The sequence below is a fragment of the Ruegeria sp. C8 genome (assembly GCF_056537565.1).
In genome coordinates this window covers 12,342-34,066 of sequence record NZ_JBQFRV010000028.1, presented here as the reverse complement: position 1 = coordinate 34,066, position 21,725 = coordinate 12,342, and the positions used below count along the sequence as shown (strand labels likewise).

Genomic DNA, 21,725 nt, shown 5'->3' with positions numbered 1-21,725 from the left:
CCTCTATCTATCCCGCAAGCGGCCCCAATGACCGCTTGCATCCGCAAAACAGTCCTTTGACTAAAGCTGTCGGATGACTGCTTCGAGCCCATAGTGACCGATGCTGCGCGATCAATCGACGGCGGCTATGCGCAGAAAGCGGACTTTGCAAAGTCTCGCTAAGGCACCAAAACGGACGCTTATCGCTGTCTCGTATGCAGCAGGTTAATATCCCAAAAATGATCGTTAGTCTTCTGTGCCGCTGACCCAAGCCACCTTCAAGTTTGGATCGAAGAGCAACGGTTTCACCTCGACTTGCCTAGTTCTAAGCCAGACAGGCTCAAATTCTCTGTTGTCCGCCAAAGCATCAAGGCTTGTATCGTGCGTAGTCGAAGTCCATATACACGAAGCTTACGTTTTTCTTTTTCGACCTGCTGTCTCCCCAATTCGGCGTTCAGTCTTTCGATTCAGACCGACCACGCCGAGTCGCCGCAATGATGCGGGCGGCACGTATTAGGAGACTTCCACCATGGCAAATGGCACAGTAAAATGGTTCAACTCAACCAAAGGTTTTGGCTTTATCGAGCCTGAAGATGGCAAGCGCGACGTGTTCGTGCATATCTCAGCGGTTGAACGTTCCGGCCTTAGCGAATTGAAAGACGGCCAAAAGGTTACTTTTGACGTCGAGGCTGGCCGTGACGGACGCGAAAGCGCCGCCAATCTGGCACTCGCCTGACCTTTTGCGGGCACCCCATAAGGGTGCCCGTTTGAACAATGGGCGACAATAGGCCGTCGGAGACCAAGTAAGTTGCAACCTAAAGACTGGACGCGGGTGCTCGCGCAATACCGTGTGCCCGATGCGAAGCGCAGTGTTTTTGAACTTGCGATCACTGTTTTCCCCTTATTCGCGCTATGGGCCCTAGCGTGGTTTGCGTTGTCATTTAGCGTCTGGATCGCAATATTGCTGGCCATCCTGAATGCCGCATTTCTGGTCCGTATCTTCATCATCATGCATGATTGTGGTCATGGATCTTTCTTTAGAAGCCGCAGCGCATGCAATTGGACTGGCCGGGTTCTGGGTGCTCTTACCGTTACACCTTATGACGTTTGGCGGCAAAGCCATGCGATTCACCATGCCTCAACCGGTAACCTTGATCGGCGTGGTATGGGTGACATCCCTACATTGACCATTGAGGAATACCTGAAACGGAATTGGTTCGGGCGTGCCGCGTATCGTCTGACCCGGAACCCCGTCTTCCTGTTCGGTGTTGCGCCGATCTATACGTTCTTTATTCAATACCGCTTACCTGTTGGCTTCATGCGGTCGGGCTGGCTGTATTGGGCAAGTGCGATGGGAACAAACGCCGCAATTGCAGGGTTCTTGGCTCTGATTTTATGGGCCGGAGGCTTTGAGGTGGTGGCGTGTGTTTTCCTGCCAACCGTGATTGTCGCATCATCGATTGGTATTTGGCTTTTCTACATTCAACACCAGTTCGAACACACGACCTGGGACCGGGAAGAGGGCTGGAACCTTCAGAACGCCGCGTTCTATGGTAGTTCTCACTATGCCTTGCCTGGCATCTTGCGGTGGTTCTCTGGCAACATTGGTGTGCACCATGTTCACCACCTCGCCAGCCGCATACCGTTCTATCGGCTAAACGAAGTTTTGCGTGACCATTCTGAGTTGGAAAACTGCCAGCGTATTACTCTATATGAGAGCTTTCATTGTGCACGATTGCATCTTTGGGATGAAAGAAGTCAACGTCTGCTGACATTTTCCGAGGCTTTGTCGAACGCCAATTCCAATAGGCATTTAGTGTAGTCTGGCGCGTACCAGATAGGCTTCGACCGTATCACCACCCAGGGCGCGAATGGCCTCTAGTCGGTGAAGGCCTTCAATCAGCACGAACCTCTTGTTGTCCGAGCGTATCTGTATCGGGGTCTTCTGGCCGTTCTTCAGGATATCTTCGGCCAACGTCAGAACTTTTTGTTGATCAAGCGTTTTCGCCCGTTTCACAGGTACATAGATCAGGTCGAGCGGATATGGTCTTTTCTCCAACATAAGCTACGTGAGCAACCTTTCGTGCATTTGTTCCGGTTCAAAGTTCGCTACAAGAGCTGGGTCTGGAATGTACGTCATAGAACCGAACGAACAGCGTCGCGCAGTTCCTGATGCATAATCCAGATTGCTGGCTCATCTTCACTTTCGATGTGAGAAAATGCCAAAACCTGCGCGGCGCCATCATTCTGTGCCGATCCAGCTTCGGGAAGTTCGAGTTCCAGATATTCTGCGATCAATAGTCCGACTTTCTTGAAAACTTTGATGGACGCCTCGCGCGATTTGTAACCGGCTGCCTGAGACAAGTGACCAATGGTCAGACCTTCCTTGCCTGCGATTGTAAGTGCTTTGAGTATTGTAACCTGCGCAGGGGTGAGCCTGATCTGGCGCAATGCCTCGACGTATTCTCTTTTACTGGGAACAAGGGTGCCGGAGTTTCCCTCAAATCGGCGTTGACCGCTACGCGTCCTGTCTCGTTCTTCGAGAATTTCTTTCAAGGCTTCAATGGCCAATGCCGGTGTTTCACCAACTGCATCAGCAATCATTGCCTGCGTTTTAGCTGGTGGCTTGGGGAAGGCGCGCGCAACGCTGTTACCGCTCAGAATACCAGCCTTAATCAAGTACTTCCCGAACTCTTCTTCAATCACACCAGATACGTCAGCGTTCTGCGTTTTACGAACACTGCGGTCCTGAAATGCTCTTTGGTCCAGACCGCGAGCTGACGTCTTTGAAGCCGGAAGGGTTACTTGAGGGGCATTTTTACGCATCAGAGAAACACCACTACAACTATCGCCACAACAAAAACCGCTAACGCGATAAACATCTTAACTATGTAGGACCTGCGATGAGCCTTTTCGGCTTTGAGCATTTTGCCCAAGTTTTCGTCTATCGAGTTGTGGTTCACGGCTTGGTCCTTCCGGATATGTCGGGCGAGATTGATTTCCATTAACCTATTGTCGCGGCACATTTTCGGTGCACGTATCGTTCTGTCGTGTGAACGGCCGATTGCATTCCCAACCATCACCTCTTCGATTCAAATGAGCGTTTGAAGGCACAAGGATCGCAACGCACCTGTCCCGGTTTGCGCGAAAACCACGTTCACATTTCCATCCGGAATAGGTTTCAGGTGCAAGGTACGCATGCTGCGGAACTGCCACAGGCTCACAGCCGCTATCCGCTGCCCTATAACCTCTGAGACATACCCATCCTTCTGAGCTTCTTTTGTCGCTCAGACGACCGTTGCTTGGGACACTAATCGCAACACAATCCTGATCTTCCTTGCGAAACCCCCAGTCACAGTGTATCTCCTGCGCGCCAAACCGGGTTTCGACGTACCCGTTTTGAGGCGCAATCAATTCTTCGCATTTTTCTCCGACACGCTGGAACAGCCGATTGCACTCCCATCGATCTCCGGTCGATGCAAGATATCCGTTATTGGGAACTGCTATTTCCTCACAAAGATCTCCAACACGCTGGAATCCATGGTTGCATTCCCAAACTGGACCAAAGGCACTGCCGGTCAAATATGCGTTTTCTGGTACGTCCGTTCTTTGACAGGATCCGTTCTTGTTATCGAAACTTTCGTCACAAACAGATCCGTCGGCATTGCTGGCGACTTGAGCAGGAAGCTTCGTTCCTGTGAGCAACACCAAAAGTGTCGGGATCAAACAAAGAATGCAGCGCGTAAACACGATGAACGACTGATTGAAACGGAACCTGAGACCTGATCTATCGGTCATTAAGCACGCAATTTATGAGCCATGTGCTGTTCATACGGCGCCTTCTTTCATGGGTCACGAGATGACTGGAGCATGTCAAGTGACAGTTGCGAATGCTTGCGAGGAACGAGCTCATAGCGAAGACCCCAGCGAAACCCGTTCCTATGCTGAGGCACATGCTACAATTAGTCTGAAGGCCATTGGATTATCGTAACCGGCAGCATCGCGGCGGCGAGTAATTTTTTACCAATGCACTCTTGTCGTTCCTAGTCTGTGAAGAGTCAAGGACGCACGCTCGTCAAGAAGCGTGTGCTGCGGAATGGTCAATTTTTGAGACCGGCGAGTTATTAGGTGGTTAAGAGAATAACTGAGAGGCAAAATTCACTTTGGGGCAATTTAGGTTGACAATTCGTCTGTGAAATCGCCGGATTTCTTGGGCAACAATCTTGGAGGTGGTGAACGCTCGCCGCGCCGGCCTATTGCCGACACCGAACTAGGAGATTCGCAATTTCTATCGACAGTTTTGCGGACACTGAGATTGGAAAACACCTCGCCGACGCTGCACGTCGTTGCCGTATGGTTTTCTTCACTGGATTACCAGCGTCTGGAAAGTCATTTCTGTTGCGCCAGCAAATATCCATTTCGGTCTCGTTGGGACGACGCGTACATATCATGCGGTGGGATACAGGACTCGCGGCGTTTCAGACCGAAGACATACTCGCAAAGTACCCAGATGTTTCAGATGGAACTCATCCGTTGATCCGAAAGGCAGCCGGATTGTGGGGCCGGAGAGCCCTAGCGCGATGGCTGACAGAGACTACCGATCCCACTGACATGATTGTCGGTGAAGTCCCTATCATCGGAAACAGGTTTTCCGAGTTCATCCAGGCGCAGCCGGATCAGGTTGAACCAGCCTTAGCATCCGAGGCAACCACCTTCATCTATCCTGTTCCTACAAAGAGTTTGCGCGCCAATCTCGAAGCCATCCGAAGGTCTACGTTTGCGAACCCAATACACCCTGATGAGGCCAGAGATGCGCCTCCATCGACAATGGAACTGGCTTGGCGTTTGACGTGTACCAAGGCCGCAGAATTGGGTTTGATCTCTGAAGCGGACAGTCATTCTCCGTACGAGGAGATGATTTATTTGCGGTTTTTTGAGCACCTACTGCAACATCGAAACGCCATTAGAATTGGGGTCGATACGATTTATTCAAATGCCGGATCAGCCCATGATCTGGATGCGAACGTCTTAGAACTCAGTGCTAGCTCAGACGAAGTAAAGTACGCAATCGCAGAGGTAGAGACTACCTTTACAGTCGAAGCAGCCGCTCGAGAAGTTGAAAACTGGTATCGGGTGTAGCCTCGGACAAAGGTCTGTTCGGTTGGCATTTCGGAATTTGCAAAGCTTGGTTGCGAAGGTCCGCTTTGGGCTGACTGCGGTCCTTTGAATTAAGAATGCGGATGGCTGCAAAGTCCGCTTAGCGGTCGTTCAGTCAAATTTGTCGTGCGTCTGCTTCGAACCCGATGCAGACACTCAGTTGACTTTAACCTATTGCCCGGCGGTGAACGATGGCTCTGAGTTCAATCAGCTATTTTAGTTTATCCGTACTAAGAACTTGACCGATTTGAAGCCGATCACTTGGGAGTCCTCATACTACCAAATGGCTGATTGGAAGTCTCTTTTTAGAAAGTTTCCACAATGCTAACTTGCAGCGGCCCAAAAAGCTTTGTGTACGTGAGGTTCGAAGTGTTATAATCGGTGCAACTTTTAAGCCAATCCACTCACATCTCAGGCATCGTAGCCGCGGATTGATGCAAGCGCTGATTTCAATATTTCCGCGCTCTCGGCGCGCTCGTCAGATGTCATGGAGTTTGGGTCGAAAAACAACTGAAAGTTCGGCTTCCTGTACGTAACCTCTTCGGGGCGTGATTTCGCCCCTTTTCGACCCAAGACACGATACGTAATGACGGGTTGAGCTACCCCCTTAACCCGGATGGGCCCAACCTCTTCGGTCTCTATTTCTTCGTTGACGTGAGCCCAAGTCTCGTAAGAAATCAAAATCTCCCCTTCGTCGGCATGGTGCTCGAGCCTTGAGGCAACGTTCACAGCCCCACCAATAATGGTGTAGTCCATACGGTCTTCACTTCCAAAGTTTCCCACCGTACAGAAGCCTGTGTTGATACCAATCCGACATTGCAACTGTTGCCATATTCCCTGATGCCTCCATTCGGCTTGCAGTTCGGTCAGCCTGTCTCGCATTGCGATTGCCATTCTCACGCACGCTAAGGCATCTTCCCGCACCCCATTAGTCTCTGGATCGCCAAAGAAGACGAGGATCGCGTCACCGATGAATTTATCTATTGTCGCGCCGTGGGCCAGAGCGACTTGTGCCATCTCGGTCAGGTAACTGTTCAGAAGTTGCGTTAAGTCCTCCGACTCCATCTGATCTGTGAGCTCTGTGAACCCAGCTACGTCCGAGAAAAACACTGTCAGTTTCTTCCGCTGACTGGCGAGCTTAACTTCCTGCCGACCGGAAAAGATTGAATTATAGACTTGTGGCGATAGGTATTTTGCGAGCTTTCCTGACAACGCCTCAAGCTCTTGGTTTTTCCGGGTAACTTCCTCGGTTGCGATGCGCTGATTTTCGGCCAATGCATTCAGTTCCCGCTCGTTACGATCGCTCAATCGCATCATTCGTCGCGTAGTTCGGAGCAGTTTCCTGTATTCTTCAATAAGGTTTTTAATTGAGTTACGCGTCTCTAAATTAGAGAATTGACCGCGGTTCAAAGTTGCTTCCGCGACTTCTAAAGCCTCTTTCTCTCGGGCGAAAAGATCGTCGATGGTCATCTAACGAACAACTTCTTCAGCGTGAATTTTGCGTACTTCAGATCTTCTCCAAACTCTTCGCCAAGCTCTTCCATGGTTTCGTCTTCGGGATCATGAAACCAGCAAACTTCGACGTTTTTCCCCGCCTTTGCGGCGGAGTCCAAAAGCTCCATTAGCATCATAATCGCCTTAGCGCTGGAGGAGTTGAAATAAATGAGTTCGAAATCAAAGCGACAGTCACGACTTGAACCTTCTGACAACCACCTTTTCAGAGCATCAAACAAGGGGTTGAAGAAGGTCGTAACGTCCTCTGGATAGGACTCTCCAATCAGCCTGAGGTGGCCCGCGTCAAAATCAAACGCCACCGTCGGAGTACGGTTTGTTGCCGGGATTTCAATATTTTGCATAAGTCCCCTCTTAAACCGTTGCTTTGAGTGCGAAAAACGCGTGCTTGTCGTCAATTCGCATAAAATCAAACTCGATTGGTCTTGACGCTCGGCGCGCAATTTCGATTAACCCGATGCCCGCGCTGTTGCCGACAGAGACGGCTTCGGATCGGAGCTGGTCCTTATACGCGGCCTTGAGTTCATCTCGACTCATATCACGCAGTTCTGAGAGACGGCTTCGCATGGTATCGACGTCGTTTAAGAGGATCAGATTCCCAGCATGAACGACATAGTTGCCAGCTTCGTTCCCGATGGTCAGGATGCCGTAACTTATGTCCAGCACCTCAGCCTCACCGTCAGCAGGCAGCCGTTCAACCGAATATCTGATGATATTCTGCATTTGCTCTACAAACACTGCGAATACGCTGCGAAGCGTTTTGGTGTCCGCATCTTCTGACACCAACTTCTGCTTCAATGCATCGCCAACACCACTAAGAATACCCTCGGTTACATACCCGCTGTAGGCAAAAACAACGCCTTGTCCGCGCAGGTTGGCACGTAGTTCGTAGACTTCGCTTGCAAGCATTTGTTCCCCTTGATCATGCTTGGGTAGCACCAAGTTCAATCCAGGCCTTAATATCATAAGATACACATTTATGCATTTTTAGTGTATCAATTATGCAGGATTACTAGTGTGGAGGTTAGCATGATTAGGCAATTTTGTGTGGTCGCTGTGATACTATTGTCCGGTCCGGCTGCAGCGGCCGACATTCCGACTGAGGTTAAGGCAAAGCTTCAATCCGCCATGATCGCGCATGTCGATGGCGTTATGGTCGACGGTGCCTACACTTATCTGGACACGACCACCAACGCGATTGAAACCGTATACCCTGCAAACGTTCACCCCATGGTTATTCCTGCGGGAAATGACTATTTCGTCTGCTCTGAAATGATAACTGAAGGCGGCGACACAGTGACCGCAGACTTCTTGGTGCGTGAAGTTTCAGGTGACTACAAGGTTGTACAGATGATCGTAAATAACCGTGGCGCTCTTCAGGCCGCGATGAAGAACATCGGAAACTAGATGCCTAACACTGTAGAGGCGTTTAGTGCGTAAACTCAGGAACTTTGTAAAGCGGCGAATTTTTCTAAAGCATATTCTGACGACCCTCCTGATTGGGGGTATGTTGAATGCCGTTGTGCTTCTTTTCTACTATGAATTCAAAAGGCAAGCTCAAACGGATCAGGTTGCCGCGGAAATGGCAACGATTGCCAATCGTATTGCGCGCCCGTTGGCTGAATTGGTTGAAGCAGGGAACCTTACCCAAGCGAAGAGCCTGCTGGCCGTCTATTCGGGTTTTCCTTACGTAATTTGCGCTGAACAGAAGCTAGAGCGAAGCTCAGAAACACTGGCTTCCTGGCCTGCCATAGGTTGTGACCGGATAAAAAAATCTGGTTTGGATATCATCGTTTCCGTTCCGACGGTTGCAGGGCCGACTACGATGTTGGCGCGAATTGATCAGGAGATCCTGAACAACGAGCTACAAACAGAAGTGGGAGTTGTGGTTCTTCTGGGAATTCTCGGAGGATTCGCGTTGATCTTAGCAGGCGCTGCTGCATTTCTATGGCTTATCAACAGGCCTCTCAGCCAAATGTTGAAAGCCATTGAACGGTTCGAGCTATACGATGACCCGCAGACGGTTCCATACCAGTCGGAAGATGAGATTGGCAAGGTTGTTCAAAGCTATAACTCTATGCTGGATCGGGAGGTCGAGCGCGTAAATGCAATCCGTGATGGTCACCGCCAGATCGTCGATAGTGTAAACTATGCCACGCGGATTCAGCAAGGTTTGTTGCCTACGACAAGTTTGTGCCAGACGGCCTTTGCAGATTTTGCGGTCAAATGGGAACCTCGCGATATAGTTGGCGGGGACATCTACTGGGTTAGATCCGAAGGTCGGATTTCGACGCTCGCCGTAATTGACTGTACTGGGCACGGCGTCCCCGGTGGCTTCATGACCATGCTGGCAATCGCAACTCTCGAGCGGCTTTACTTTGAAAACGATACGCTCAGTCCCGCTTCGGCTTTATCGAAGCTGAGCGACTTGACCCGCGCGCTCCTAAATCAGGACACTAAATTCGCGACTTCCAATGACGGCATGGACGCCGCTATTTGCCAGATCGATTCAAGCAAAGGGATAGCTAAGTTTGCAGGGGCGCATATGTCTTTGTTGGTTAAATCTACGGCCGGAGTCGATCGAGTCCGGGGTGACAGACAGAGCATTGGGTATGTGGACACCCCAAATGAACCAGAGTTCGTCGAGCACAAAATCCAATTGGACAAAGCCACAGACCTGGTTATCTCCACTGATGGTCTAATCGACCAATTGGGTGGCAAAAAGCGTTTAGCCTTCGGTATTCAAAGATTAATGGCGATAGTTGAACAAGATAGTTGGTCAAATTCGGAAGAGCTTTTAAAGGCCATCGACGCTGCGTTCCTAGACTATATGAAGAATGAAGAGCGTATGGATGACTTGACAGTGATTGCTTTTCGCCCTGTGTCAAAAATAGACTAAGTCTTTTTTTGCGGCAAACTTAGGGTCGCCAGACTATCGTCATAACGGTCTTGTCAGAAGAACTTTGCTTGAGCGGGGCAGGGCGGTTGCATAGCATTTAGGAATGACCAGACCTGCCTCCTTCAAGTACTTCAAAACCAGCCCTGAGATCATCCGCCTTGCGGTGATGCTGTACATCCGATTTCCGCTCTCGCTTCGGAATGTCGAAGATCTGTTGCACGAGCGAGGCATCGACGTGAGCCACGAAACAGTCCGATATTGGTGGAACAGGTTTGGTCCAATGTTTGCAGCTGAAATCCGACGAAAGCGTTGTCAGCAACTGCGTGCGTTCTCCAGATGGAAGTGGCACGTGGACGAGGTTTTCGTAAAGGTGAATGGCAAGCGACATTATCTGTGGCGGGCTGTTGATCACGAAGGTGAAGTGCTGGAAGCAGTTGTCACCAAGCGCCGAAACAAGGCTGCAGCACTGAAATTTCTCAAGAAACTGATGAAGAGACATGGTTGCGCAGAAGAGATCGTCACAGATCGCTTCGCTTCCTACAAGGCTGCGCTCAGAGAAATGGGCGCGCTCGAAAAACAACAGACGGGCAGGTGGCTCAACAACCGAGTCGAGAATTCGCACCTGCCGTTTCGACGACGCGAACGCGCGATGCAGCGTTTCAGGCGCATGCGAAGTTTGCAGAAATTCGCTTCCGTCCATTCCTCCGTATACAACCACTTCAACCAGGAAAGATCGCTAAGCAGCAGAGATACATTCAAGCTGACACGCACCGCCGCTCTCGCCGAGTGGCGTCAACTTTATTCCGGGTAGGCTCGCGGTTTCCGCGGCAAACTGAGACTGGTTCGAATTTGTCTGACAGCACCAGCAGCAGATAGGTGCGCGGTTTTCGCAGCAAACTGAGACTGGTTCAGAATTTTTCTGACAGCACTTGGCAGCTTCTTCAATTGTACTTTTTGCGTCCAATGTGCGCTGATATCATGTTGACTGGAAGATGGGTATTGTCCACTTCTAAAGCAGCCAGATAGGAAACCTGTCTCAAGCTTTACTCAGACAACAAAGCGCCGCTCAGGTCAAAATGCTTAGGGAACATCGCCCGCAGAAAACGAAAAACAATTCTCATCGCTTCGTCGCGGTCAAATGAATTCGGGTGGAGTAGGTAATCGGTCCACATGCCTTCCAGCATGGCGAGTGTGCCGTGTGTAGCGTCCCTAGCAACTTGATTAGGGTGTTCGGTTCCGGCTTCTTTCGCAATTCGAGCGAAAGCGTTGAAAACTAGGTTCCGAAGCTTAGCGTCGCGGGTATCTGAAAACGCAGCGATTGCTGCTCTGTTTCGGGCCTCGCCTCGAAACGCGTACCAAATGGAAACGTTTTTCTTATTGAGAATGGTTTCACTTAAGTCGCCCCGAACAATCATCTCAATATGTTCCTGTCCGGTTTGCCCGGTCGTTTCCAACAAGTCGTAAATTCCGTTGTAGTATTGTTCGGAGGAGTAGCGGGCGGCTTCGTCAACCAAGTTGTCCTTGCCACCGAAATGAAGATGAATCATGCCACGGGACAACTCGGCGCGTTGAATGATTTCACTGACGGAGGTTTCGGAAATCCCTTTTTCTGCGACCGAGTCGAGTACTGCCTCGATCAGGGAAAGGCGGTTTCGCTCGCGTATTTCTTGTCGTCTTCCAGTCATTGGATCAGGCGGCTCTGTTTGTTTTCAGTCTCTTGCGGTCCCTTCTAACGGCCAGTGTGAAATTGGCCATCCCCGGTTGCGAATTTATCAGTTGACACAACTAGTCCAAAAATTCCAGATTTAAATGGACGATTGTCCATTTTGTGATCGACATGGTCGCGCCGCCAAAAAAAAGCAAAGTTCAGCAGGGAAGCATGGCCGGAGTACTACGAAGTGAAACGGGCAAGGGCCTCGCACTGAGCGCACCTGCGACGTTCTACGTCGGTCTGCTCGTCGCCGTGCCGCTTTGCATTCTCGTCGCATACAGTTTTTGGACCCAGAACTATGTCGAGATCGACCGGACCTTGACTTGGGCAAACTACCAAGAGGCGTTTACCGACCCATTGGTTCGACACCTAATGTTCCGTTCGGTCGCAATTGCAGGCGCGGTGACATTGGCAACGGTTTGTCTGGCCTATCCGATTGCATACTTCATCGCGTTTCGAACAAAGAAGAAGACCCTCTGGCTGTTGCTGATCACTATTCCCTTTTGGAGCAGCTACCTTCTGCGCGTGTTCAGCTGGAAACTAATCCTTGGCTTCAATGGGGTGTTGAATTCTGCGCTGATTTCACTTGGTTTGATACAAGATCCGCTGACATTCTTGCTCTACAACGAATTCGCTGTTGTCCTTACGCTCGCCCACGCCTGGGCACCGTTTGCTATCCTGCCGATCTATGTATCGCTTCAAAAGATCGACCGCAGCCTATTGGAGGCTGCAACCGACCTTGGCTGCAACAAGCTTGAAAGGTTCGTTCGCGTGACACTGCCTCTGACGGTGCCGGGGGTCATTGCGGCCTGCCTGATCATTTTCATCCCAACGGTGGGCGATTACGTCACTCCGGCCTTAGTCGGTGGATCGCAGGGCAAAATGGTGGCGAACTTGATCCAAGTGCAGTTTGGTGCCGCCAATAACTGGCCGTTGGGTGCAACCCTGTCTCTTCTTGCCATGCTTTCGGTCGGCTGCGTTGCAATCCTGTTCGTGGTGGTCGTCACCGCATTGGGCCGGAGGATCAGATGACCAAGGCATTTCGTTTCTCATGGTTGCTGGTTTATGCGATTGCCTATCTGGTGTTTCTCTACCTGCCGGTTTTGCTATTGCCACTGTTTTCGTTCAACGACGGAACTATCGTAGCCTTCCCCCTAAAGGGTTTCACGTTGAAGTGGTACGCACAGTTGGGGCAGCAGGACACGCTGTTACAGGCTATGGTAAACTCGTTGATCGTCGGCAGCGTGACTGCCCTGATGGCAACATCTCTGGGTCTCTTCGCAGCTCGCGCTTACGTTCGGTATCGTTTCACGGGGCGTGAGTTGTCTGAGGGACTGGTCATGCTTCCACTGGTCATTCCCGGCATCATCGTGGCCAGTTCGATGCTGGTTCTGTTCATCAGCATCGGTTTGAAACCATCGCTGGCCACCGTGATCCTTGGGCATGTGTTCGTGGCGTTGCCATTTTCCGTGTCGATCATGAAATCTGCGTTTGACGATTTCGACCAGTCCTTGGAGGAGGCTGCATTCGATCTTGGTGAAAGCGTCGTGGGAACGTTTCGGCGTGTTACCCTCCCAATCGTAGCGCCGGGTATTGTCGCCAGCCTTTTGGTCACGTTTACGGTGTCGTTTGACGAGTTCGTCCTGGCCTTTTTCTTATCCGGGAACAGCCCGACATTGCCGGTCTATATCTGGAGCCAGATCCGCTTCCCGGCAAAATTGCCCAACACGTTGGCCCTAGGATCGCTGCTTTTGCTGTCCTCGGTGCTGCTGTTGTTGATCGCCGAATACTTCCGCCGCCGTTCCATCCAATCGTCAGATTGAAGCCAAAGGAAACGAATAAGATGAGCGAACAGAACATCATCGAAATTCAGGGCGTCGAAAAACGCTTTGGTTCCTTTGTGGCTGTGTCCGATCTGAACCTGACCTTGAAAGAGGGTGAGTTCTTTTCGCTGCTTGGCCCTTCGGGATGCGGCAAGACGACGGCTTTGCGCATCATCGCGGGTTTTCAAGATCACGAAGAAGGCGAGATCCGGATCGATGGTCGAACGATGGGAGAGGTGCCTGCGAACAAGCGTCCCACCAATATGGTGTTCCAAAGTTATGCGATCTTTCCTCACCTGAATGTCGGCGACAATGTTGGCTTCGGATTACGCAAGACCAAGCTTTCGCGGCAGGAAATTAAAGAACGCGTTGCCGAGGCGCTTGAGATGGTTGAACTGGGCGGCCTGCAGGACCGTAAGGCCAACGAATTGTCGGGAGGTCAGCGGCAACGAGTAGCGCTCGCCCGCGCACTCGTCATGCGACCCAAGGTTTTACTGCTAGATGAGCCTTTATCTGCGTTGGACAAGAATCTGCGCGAAGCGATGCAATTGGAAATGCGCCGCCTTCAGCAGAAGCTTGGAATAACTTTTGTAATGGTCACGCATGACCAGTACGAGGCGATGACCATGTCCGACCGTATTGGCGTCATGTTTGGGGGGCAGCTCAAGCAGGTGGATAAGCCAGAGGTCCTGTATTCCCAACCGTGTAACCGGGAAGTGGCTTCTTTCATCGGTGGAATGAACTTTCTGGATGCCGTAGTGACTGCAGAGAATGCTGAAACGTTTGAAGTCAACGTTAAGGGCTTAGGGAAGATGGAAATCGGGGTGAACCCCAACGTCCAGGTGCATGACAAGGAACTTCTTGTCGGCGTTCGTCCTGAGCAATTGGAAATCAGTGCGGAAAAGCCGGATGGGTACGATGCTCTTGTTCAGGGCGAGGTTTCGGACGTCGCCTTTTATGGAGAGAGTGTCCACTATTATGTGCGCGTCGATGGTCTGAAAGACAGTATCGCCGTCGCAGTACCAAACTACTTTCACACGGTCGATCACACGCGCGGCGATACCGTCTGGCTTGGCGTTCAAAGCGCCTCGGTGATTGACTTGGGTAAACGTGAATCTTTGGGAGGAGACAAATGAATAAAACAGCATCACTTATGGCAGCAGTAGTTGCCACCTTTGCCGCCAGCCAAACTCTGGCGAACGCCGCTGATCTGACCGTTTTTGACTGGTCCGGATATGAGGATCAGGGCTTTTACGGCGACTATGTCGAAAAATACGGCGGCGCGCCTAGCTACACCTATTTTGGCAGCGTGGAAGAAGCGTTCACAAAGCTTCAGTCCGGTTTTGAAGCTGATTTGGCCCATCCCTGCACGGATGCCCTGAGAAAGTGGGTAGCGGCAGACATGATCAAGCCGATTGACACCAGCAAGCTGGAAAACTGGGACAAGCTGATGCCCAAGATCAAAGAGGTCGATGGCATCACCATTGATGGGCAGACCTACATGGTTCCGTTCGAATGGGGCAATACTGGTCTTATCTATCGAACAGATATGATTTCGGCAGATGACGTTTCGCTGCAATTGCTTGCCGATCCTGCATATCAGGGCAAAGTCGCCATTCCGGACGCCGCTTCCAGTGCCTTTGCAATGGCGGCATTGGCAACCGGCGCCTCCAGCTATACCGATATGAGTGACGAGGAATTCCAAAAAGCGGCGGACTACCTGCGCGCGATTCATCCGAACGTGCGCTTTTATTGGTCTGACGCCGGCCAACTGGATCAGGCAATTGCCAGCGGTGAGGTCACGCTGGGTTGGGGATGGAACCAATCGGAACTGAACCTGATCTGGAACGAAACGCCAGCGGTCATGATGCGTGATGTAGACAAAGGTATCGCGACTTGGGTCTGCGGCTATGTGCATCTGAAATCTGCCAAGCAGTCGGATGAGCAAGTCTATGACATGCTGAACGCGCTCAGCTCTGTGGCAAGCGGTAAATACATTATTGAAAGCTGGGGTTACGCCCACGCCAACGAAGACGCTTTTGCACAGGCAGACCCAGAGCTGATCGAAACCTACGGGTTTTCGGATGTGGACAGCTTCTTTGAAGGCAGCCTGTTCTTTGACGCTGTTAACCCCGAGCTGGAGGCCAAGATGTTGAAGGAATTCGAGCGCATTAAAGCTGGCTTCTAAGGGCACTCTTACAACACACCCGGGAATGGTGGGGAGGTAGAAATCCTTCCATTCCCACGAACCAATTTCCAATTTCCTTGGAGGAAGCGCGGCAATGTCAGGCGCTGACGAGTATTCTGTTCTCTTCGAACCGGTCAAGATCGGGCCAGTAACGGCTCGAAACCGGTTCTACCAGGTGCCCCACTGCAATGGTTTGGGTCATTTGCGACCTCAGGCCGAAGCTGCCATGCGGGCGATGAAAGCCGAGGGCGGTTGGGCAGTGGTGTCTACTCAGGAGGCCGAGATTCATCCGACTTCGGATTTGTCTCCTTATTCTGAAAACCGAATTTGGGACGATCAGGATATTCCCGCACTGCGTCTGATAACCAACTCAATTCATCAGAAGGGCTCGCTCGCGGCAATCCAATTGGCGCATAACGGGCACCATGCCCAAAACCACCTGACCCGCGCGCCTCTGCTGGCCCCATCAGAACTTGTCTTGCAGACTCCATACCCGAAACAGGCAAGGGCAATGGACAAGGCTGACATTCGAGAATTTCGCAAGTGGCATCGCGCGGCGGCTCGTCGTTCGCGCGAAGCCGGGTTCGACATTGTGTATGTCTATGCGGGGCATCACATGACATTGCCTCATCATTTTCTGCTGCCACAGTTCAATGATCGGACGGATGAATATGGAGGTTCGTTGGAGAACCGGGTGCGACTTACCCGCGAGCTTCTGGAAGAAACCAAGGAAGAGGTCGGAGATGATTGCGCCATTGCCCTTCGGTTCGCGGTTGATGAAATGCTCGGGTCAGAGGGGATGCAAGCGCAGGAAGAAGGCCGTGCAGTAGTCGAATTGCTGGCCGAGCTTCCAGACCTTTGGGATGTTAATGTGGCGGATTGGAGCAACGACTCTGCTACGACCCGGTTCGAGCCCCGCGACGGCTTTCAGACCTCATATATCGAGTTCGTGAAACAGGTGACTTCTAAGCCTGTTGTGGGCGTCGGGCGCCTTACGTCGCCGGACTTGATGGCGTCACTGGTCAGGAAGGGCATCCTTGATTTTATCGGCGCGGCGCGACCATCCATCGCCGATCCGTTTCTGCCCAACAAAATTAGGGAAGATCGCATCGAAGAAATACGTGAGTGTATCGGTTGCAATATCTGTGTTTCATCCGACTCTCTCGGCGTCCCAATACGCTGCACTCAAAACCCGACTATGGGTGAAGAGTGGCGGAGGAAATGGCATCCTGAGATCATTGAGCGTCGGGTAAACGAGGAAGCTGCGCTTGTTGTCGGCAGCGGACCAGCCGGACTTGAATGCGCCATGCAATTGGCGCGGCGGGGCTACGAGGTAACTCTGGCGGAAGCAAAGCAAGAGTTCGGCGGCCGTGTGATGCAGGAAGCTGCCCTGACCGGGCTATCCGCTTGGAAGCGTGTGACAGATCACAGAATCTACGACCTGCAACAACGCGGGAACGTTCAACTGTTCACCGACAGCCGTTTGTCAGCAAGTGAGGTCATCGAGTTGGGTATACCGAACGTCTTTGTTGCAACCGGCGCAAAATGGCAGCGAGACGGGCGCGGGAAATCTGCATTTCACGGTGTATCAATCGGTTTAGGTTCTCAGATTTTCACTCCGGATGACATTGTGGCCGGAGTCATGCCGCAGGACGGCCCGATTGTGGTCTACGATGATGATCAAGCCTATCTCGGTGGAGTCTTGGCTGATCATTTGGCTCAGGTTGGGCGAGAGGTTGTCTTTGTAACGCCGGCCTCAATAGTTTCGCCGTTTACCGAATTGACGTTGGAGCAGACTAAAGTGCAACGCAGTCTGTTGGAAAAAGGCGTTCGTCTGAACCTGTCCCAGACCTTGGCCGGTATCGCGCCCGGCCAGGCGACATTGCAGTGCGTCTACACGGGGCGAGAGAACTCCATTGAATGCAGCTCTGTGGTACTGGTGACGCAGCGAATGCGAGAAACCACTCTTTACGACGAGCTTTGCGGTTTGACGGCAAGTCCGCTGAAAACGTTGGAATTAATCGGAGATGCCGCAAACCCCGGCTTGATCGCGGATGCTGTATACTCGGGTCACATGGCTGCCCGGAATTTCGAACGTAACGCGGACGACATCGACAGTGAATTCTTCCGCCGGGAAGTCATTTCCCTTGAGTCTGCATGAGGTGCGCAATGCCAAAAGATGACCTGCAAGTAATGCGCGATTTGATGGACGCGCAACAGGAAGGGTTCGCCCTGCCTCGTCACTTCTATACGTCTCAAGCAGTATACGAGAACGATATCGGCGCGTTCTGGAACCGTAACTGGATCTGGGTCGGCCATGTTAGTCAGGTCGCAGAACCGGGGGACTTTTTCCTGTTCGACTATGGGCCCGAGTCCATCATCATCGTTCGGGATCGCGAAGGTGAGGTGCGCGCGCATCTGAACGTTTGCCGCCACCGGGGATCGCGGGTTTGCATTGAACGGAAAGGCAAGGCACGCAATTTCATCTGCCCCTATCATGCGTGGACTTTTGATCTGAACGGCAAGCTACGAAACGGGCGTTCAATGGGGTCGAATTTCGACCCGGGCCAATACGGATTGCTCCCGGTTCAGGTGAAGATATTCCAAGGTCTGATTTTTGTCTGCGCAGCTGAAGACGCCCCGCCGCTAGATGCTGCGTTGGTGCAGTTGGCCCCACTGTCAAAACCGTTCGAATTTGAAAACCTGAAGGTCGCTCATGAAGCCTCATACCCAGTTCCAGCAAATTGGAAACTGGCTTTGGAGAATTACCTGGAATGCTACCACTGCGCGCCGTCTCATCAGGACTATTCGCGCAGCCATTCGTTGAAAGACCCCGCTCAGGTTCTGGAGTTCAGCGGCGCACTTCATGAGCGGATGAAAGAAGCCGGAGTGCCCGTTGAGGAGCTGGACCTGACCGGAGATAACGCGCTCGCCCCGGGTGCAGATGTCTATTGGCGCCGCTACCCGCTGTTTCCCGGCTATTTGACCGGTAGTAAGGATGGCGCTTCGCTGGCGCCGCCTTTGGGTGAACTGAAAGGTCACGATGGCGGTGCCACCGATCTGGGGATCGGGACGCTGAACTACTTCCTTGTTTATGCAGATCACATGGTTGGCTACCGGTTCGTCCCACGCGCGCTGCAGGAAACGGATATTCAAATCGTCTGGTATGTGCGCGGCGATGCTGAAGAAGGTCGGGACTATAACAAGGATGCCATTACATGGCTCTGGCATGTCACGTCGCTCGATGATGAGCGGATCATCCGTCACAACCAAGAGGGCGTGAACTCCCACCGCTTCGTGCCGGGACCGCTGTCCGAGATGGAATGGAGCATTCCGGGTTTCTATCGCAATTACTTCAGCATGATCTGACACGCTCAGAATTCGGAGAAATACTATGACAGAATTAACGAAGCGCAGATCAAGACGGCGCGGGGGTGGGCGCGAAGCACGTGCAGCCGTGCGAACCAGCAACGTCGCTTCGCAAGCGATCTGGCCGGGCATTTCGGGTGGGCGCTACAAGCCCCTTTCAGATGCTGACATGTCAAATATTCACGAGGCCGCCCTTAGCATTCTGGAGCGTACGGGCGTCGGTGATCCAACGCAGGAAGTTCTCGATCTCGTGCTGTCCAAAGGTGCGACGTTGAACGAGCATGGTAGGCTGTGCTTTCCTCGCGCGTTGATGGAAGATCTTTTGGCTAAGGCGGCCCGTGAGTTCTATGTCCATGCACGCGGATCGCGGGCCGGTAAGGATGACATGCACTGCACCAAAGACAAGGTGTACTATGCGAACTCCGGCACCGCTGTGACAACGTTTGATGCGGAAACTCGCAGTTACCGGCCGTCGACGCTCAAAGACATTTACGACTTTACACGATTGGTTGACCGGCTCGATAATATCCACATGACCGGTGATACGGTTTTGGCAACGGATGTGCCACAAGACTACGAGCACGACATGAGCATGCTCTACGCCATTCTGGCGGGTAGCGAAAAACCATCTTGCCTGACGTTCCGTACTCGAGAGCATATTCAGGACGCGATTCATCTGTTCGATCTGGCATCAGGCGGGGAGGGTAAATTCCTCGAGAAACCCTCAGTCATTTTTGGCGGTTGTCCCATAGTATCCCCGCTCCGGTTTGGGCGGGAAAACTTGGAGATCCTGATTGATACAGCGAAGATGGGGCTTGTCTGCGATTTAGCTGTTCCGCCACAGGCTGGGGCGACGTCGCCTGCGCCTCTGGCCGGGACTTTGGCGCAAGCCGTAGCCGAGACCCTATCTTGCGTCGCAATTGCCAACCTGATTAACCCGGGCACCCCCGTCGTCTTTGCAGCTTGGCCGTTTATTACTGACCTGCGAACTGGTTCATTTACGGGTGGCAGTGGTGAGCAAGCATTGATATCCGCGGCGGCTATCCAAATGGGCAATTTCTACAACCTGCCGACCAGCGTTGGTTGCGGCATGACGGATTCCAAGATTCCTGACGCACAATATGGTCTGGAAAAGGCGTTGACTTTCGCATTAGCGGCTCATGCTGGGGCCAACAGGCTCTGCGAATTTGGCGGTATGCTCGGCAGCCTGATGGGTTGCAGCTTTGAGTCCATGGTCATCGACAACGAGGCCGCGGGTATGATCTCACGAACCCTGCGTGGTATCGAGGTGAGCGACGACACTCTGTCGGTTGACGTCATCCACGAATGTGCAATTGATCCCGGTCATTTCCTCGGCAACACGCAGACCTTGCAATACATGGAGACTGAGTATGTCTATCCAACCCTGATGGATCGGGAGCTAACCGATACTTGGCAAAAAGCCGGTCGTCAGGATATGTTTGAACGGAGCCGGTCAGTCGTGAACGACATTCTATCCAATCACTATCCAAACTATTTTGGCAGCAAGGCGGATGCGGAGGTTCGGTCCAAGTTCCCGATCAAATTGCCACCAGAGGTGATGCGGGCAGGTTAAACGCAGCGCACTTAAGCGAAGGCATAGCAACCATGAAAATCGCGATGGCGCGCCGAGGCAGTTCCTAAGGTTTAAACGTACCCTGCTGCTTTAGGTCTTCGGTTGCCAGCTGGATACCTTTTTCAAGGACGTCGAACATCTGGTTCAACTCGCCTTCGGTAATGATCAGAGGTGGGGAAAACACGCACATGTTGATGATCGGCCGCAGAATCAGCCCGTTCTCCTGACAATGATGATCAATCAAAGCGCCGACAGATTTATCTAGGTCCAGTGCATTATCTGCTTTTGCGTCTGCAACACATTCGACGCAGCCAACGAGCCCCATGCCGCGCGCATCACCGACGAGCGGCAAATCTGCCAGAGCCTGGAGGCGCTCTTCGAAGAGCGGCGTGATTGCGCGGACATGTTCCAGAACGCCGTCGCGCTCCATGATTTCAATCGTCTTCAGGCCTGCCGCCGCGCTTACTGGATGGCCTGAGTAAGTGAAGCCGTTTGAAAACGTAGCGTTCTGCGCATTGTCTCCGCTTACATCTGCAATCAGCCGGTCAGAGATGATACAAGCCCCCATGGGTACGTACCCAGACGTCATGCCTTTGGCGCAGGTTATGATGTCGGGCTTAATCCCAAAGACGTCTTCTGAAGCAAACCAATGTCCAAGCCGCCCAAATCCGGTTACGACCTCGTCTGAAATATACAGGACATCGTATTTCCGGCAGATTTCAAGACAGCGCTGATGATACCCCTGCGGAGGCACAATGACGCCACCAGAGCACAGTATCGGTTCAGCGATGAAGGCAGCGACCTTGTCTGCTCCGGTTTGCAGTATCATGTTCTCCAGATCTGCAATTTTTTCGTCCAGAAAGTCATCGACCGTCTGATCGGGGCGACGTATATACGGATTCACGTTCGGCAAAAACCGCGTCAGGTCCGAGGCTTGGTCCAACCACCCTTTGTCGCGCTCTTTTCCGGATACCGAGGCCGCCAAATAGGTCGATCCGTGATATGCTTTCTGGCGCGAGATCACGATTTTCTTTTGAGGTTTTCCCAACAGGTTATTGCGAAATTGTACAAACCGCAGAGCGCTATCCACGGCCGTTGAACCACCGGTCGTGAAGAACACATGGTTCAAATCGCCCGGCGTTCTCTTGGCGATTTCATGTGCCAAACGGGCCGGAGTTGAGTTGGCGTTGTTGAAGGGCGAAAAATACGCCATCTGTTTCGCCTGCTGAGCCATCGCATCGGCAATCTCGTTGTTTCCATAGCCCAATTGAATGCACCACATGCCAGCAGGGCCGTCTATCAGGCGCTTTCCGTCCTCTGTGACGACATGAACGCCAAGGCCGCTTTCGGCAAAGGTTCGTTCATTTTGGCCAAGGTGTGACATCCCTTCCCAAGGGTGCAGGAAATGTTCGTTGTCCCATTCTCGTATGGACCGAAAGTCGGAGTTGAAAAGGGTCATGCAGCACCTTAATGTAATATAAATCACAAATTGA

The 21,725-nt window shown here is 52.1% G+C and carries 20 protein-coding genes; 13 read left to right on the top strand and 7 right to left on the bottom strand.

Annotated features, from left to right (window positions below; translation table 11 throughout):
• The first annotated feature begins 508 nt into the window (after positions 1–508).
• Positions 509–715, top strand: coding sequence for a cold-shock protein (locus ACR0KL_RS22360; protein WP_170328727.1), 207 nt, complete (start codon positions 509–511; stop codon positions 713–715).
• A 72-nt stretch (positions 716–787) separates the two neighbouring features.
• Positions 788–1,801 carry a fatty acid desaturase gene (locus tag ACR0KL_RS22355; protein ID WP_174839946.1) on the top strand — a complete coding sequence of 338 codons (1,014 nt, stop codon included), beginning with the start codon at positions 788–790 and terminating at the stop codon, positions 1,799–1,801.
• On the opposite strand, the gene ACR0KL_RS22350 is transcribed toward ACR0KL_RS22355, so the two are convergent.
• Both ACR0KL_RS22350 and ACR0KL_RS22345 read right to left on the bottom strand, forming a co-directional pair.
• A complete protein-coding gene (locus tag ACR0KL_RS22350) occupies positions 1,793–2,041 on the bottom strand; it encodes a ParB N-terminal domain-containing protein (protein WP_039524390.1) in 249 nt (82 codons plus the stop codon). The two genes, ACR0KL_RS22355 and ACR0KL_RS22350, sit on opposite strands and share 9 nt — an antisense overlap.
• Before the next feature lie 74 nt (positions 2,042–2,115).
• Complete coding sequence (locus tag ACR0KL_RS22345) at positions 2,116–2,805, bottom strand: hypothetical protein (protein ID WP_170644446.1); 690 nt, start codon at positions 2,803–2,805, stop codon at positions 2,116–2,118.
• Between the two features lie 1,785 nt (positions 2,806–4,590).
• On the opposite strand from ACR0KL_RS22345, the gene ACR0KL_RS22340 reads away from it, so the two are divergent.
• Positions 4,591–5,118: a hypothetical protein gene (locus ACR0KL_RS22340; RefSeq protein WP_480777534.1), complete on the top strand. Its 528-nt coding sequence runs from the start codon at positions 4,591–4,593 to the stop codon at positions 5,116–5,118.
• Positions 5,119–5,547: 429 nt separating this feature from the next.
• Here the strand turns inward: ACR0KL_RS22340 and ACR0KL_RS22335 are convergent, their stop codons facing one another.
• Genes ACR0KL_RS22335 through ACR0KL_RS22325 form a run of 3 tightly spaced genes read right to left on the bottom strand, consistent with a single transcriptional unit; the run spans position 5,548 to position 7,557 of the window.
• The gene (locus ACR0KL_RS22335; protein ID WP_170642960.1) at positions 5,548–6,606 is read right to left on the bottom strand and encodes an adenylate/guanylate cyclase domain-containing protein; all 1,059 of its coding nucleotides are present in this window, start codon (positions 6,604–6,606) and stop codon (positions 5,548–5,550) included.
• On the bottom strand, positions 6,603–6,992 hold the full coding sequence (locus ACR0KL_RS22330) for a DUF1987 domain-containing protein (protein ID WP_170642959.1): 390 nt from the start codon (positions 6,990–6,992) through the stop codon (positions 6,603–6,605). Before ACR0KL_RS22330 ends, ACR0KL_RS22335 begins: the two co-directional genes overlap by 4 nt.
• Before the next feature lie 10 nt (positions 6,993–7,002).
• Positions 7,003–7,557 carry a SiaB family protein kinase gene (locus ACR0KL_RS22325; RefSeq protein WP_170642958.1) on the bottom strand — a complete coding sequence of 185 codons (555 nt, stop codon included), beginning with the start codon at positions 7,555–7,557 and terminating at the stop codon, positions 7,003–7,005.
• Between the two features lie 120 nt (positions 7,558–7,677).
• On the opposite strand from ACR0KL_RS22325, the gene ACR0KL_RS22320 reads away from it, so the two are divergent.
• The 3 genes from ACR0KL_RS22320 (at position 7,678) to ACR0KL_RS22310 (ending at position 10,358) form a co-directional block, all read left to right on the top strand.
• Positions 7,678–8,055 carry a hypothetical protein gene (locus tag ACR0KL_RS22320; protein WP_170681726.1) on the top strand — a complete coding sequence of 126 codons (378 nt, stop codon included), beginning with the start codon at positions 7,678–7,680 and terminating at the stop codon, positions 8,053–8,055.
• A gap of 25 nt (positions 8,056–8,080) precedes the next feature.
• Complete coding sequence (locus ACR0KL_RS22315) at positions 8,081–9,547, top strand: SpoIIE family protein phosphatase (protein ID WP_170642956.1); 1,467 nt, start codon at positions 8,081–8,083, stop codon at positions 9,545–9,547.
• 103 nt (positions 9,548–9,650) lie between these two features.
• Entirely contained in the window at positions 9,651–10,358 is a 708-nt protein-coding gene (locus tag ACR0KL_RS22310; protein ID WP_170681728.1) for an IS6 family transposase, read from the top strand.
• 232 nt (positions 10,359–10,590) lie between these two features.
• On the opposite strand, the gene ACR0KL_RS22305 is transcribed toward ACR0KL_RS22310, so the two are convergent.
• Positions 10,591–11,232 (bottom strand): TetR family transcriptional regulator C-terminal domain-containing protein, encoded by a 642-nt coding sequence (locus ACR0KL_RS22305; protein WP_480777533.1) that lies wholly within the window; start codon positions 11,230–11,232, stop codon positions 10,591–10,593.
• 194 nt (positions 11,233–11,426) lie between these two features.
• Here ACR0KL_RS22305 and ACR0KL_RS22300 point away from each other — a divergent pair, with 194 nt between their 5' ends.
• The 7 genes from ACR0KL_RS22300 to ACR0KL_RS22270 all read left to right on the top strand — a co-directional run bounded on the left by ACR0KL_RS22300 (position 11,427) and on the right by ACR0KL_RS22270 (position 20,232).
• Positions 11,427–12,290 (top strand): ABC transporter permease, encoded by an 864-nt coding sequence (locus tag ACR0KL_RS22300; RefSeq protein WP_170642953.1) that lies wholly within the window; start codon positions 11,427–11,429, stop codon positions 12,288–12,290.
• Entirely contained in the window at positions 12,287–13,081 is a 795-nt protein-coding gene (locus ACR0KL_RS22295; protein ID WP_170642952.1) for an ABC transporter permease, read from the top strand. Before ACR0KL_RS22300 ends, ACR0KL_RS22295 begins: the two co-directional genes overlap by 4 nt.
• Positions 13,082–13,101: 20 nt before the next feature.
• A complete protein-coding gene (locus ACR0KL_RS22290) occupies positions 13,102–14,217 on the top strand; it encodes an ABC transporter ATP-binding protein (RefSeq protein ID WP_170642951.1) in 1,116 nt (371 codons plus the stop codon).
• Positions 14,214–15,269 carry an ABC transporter substrate-binding protein gene (locus ACR0KL_RS22285; RefSeq protein ID WP_480777532.1) on the top strand — a complete coding sequence of 352 codons (1,056 nt, stop codon included), beginning with the start codon at positions 14,214–14,216 and terminating at the stop codon, positions 15,267–15,269. The genes ACR0KL_RS22290 and ACR0KL_RS22285 overlap by 4 nt, the downstream gene beginning before the upstream one ends.
• 94 nt (positions 15,270–15,363) lie before the next feature.
• Entirely contained in the window at positions 15,364–17,430 is a 2,067-nt protein-coding gene (locus tag ACR0KL_RS22280) for an oxidoreductase (RefSeq protein ID WP_480777531.1), read from the top strand.
• An 8-nt stretch (positions 17,431–17,438) separates the two neighbouring features.
• Positions 17,439–18,638 (top strand): aromatic ring-hydroxylating oxygenase subunit alpha, encoded by a 1,200-nt coding sequence (locus ACR0KL_RS22275; protein ID WP_170642949.1) that lies wholly within the window; start codon positions 17,439–17,441, stop codon positions 18,636–18,638.
• Between the two features lie 25 nt (positions 18,639–18,663).
• A complete protein-coding gene (locus ACR0KL_RS22270) occupies positions 18,664–20,232 on the top strand; it encodes a trimethylamine methyltransferase family protein (protein WP_170565509.1) in 1,569 nt (522 codons plus the stop codon).
• A gap of 64 nt (positions 20,233–20,296) precedes the next feature.
• On the opposite strand, the gene ACR0KL_RS22265 is transcribed toward ACR0KL_RS22270, so the two are convergent.
• Entirely contained in the window at positions 20,297–21,691 is a 1,395-nt protein-coding gene (locus ACR0KL_RS22265) for an aminotransferase (RefSeq protein WP_170642947.1), read from the bottom strand.
• Between the last annotated feature and the right edge of the window lie 34 nt (positions 21,692–21,725).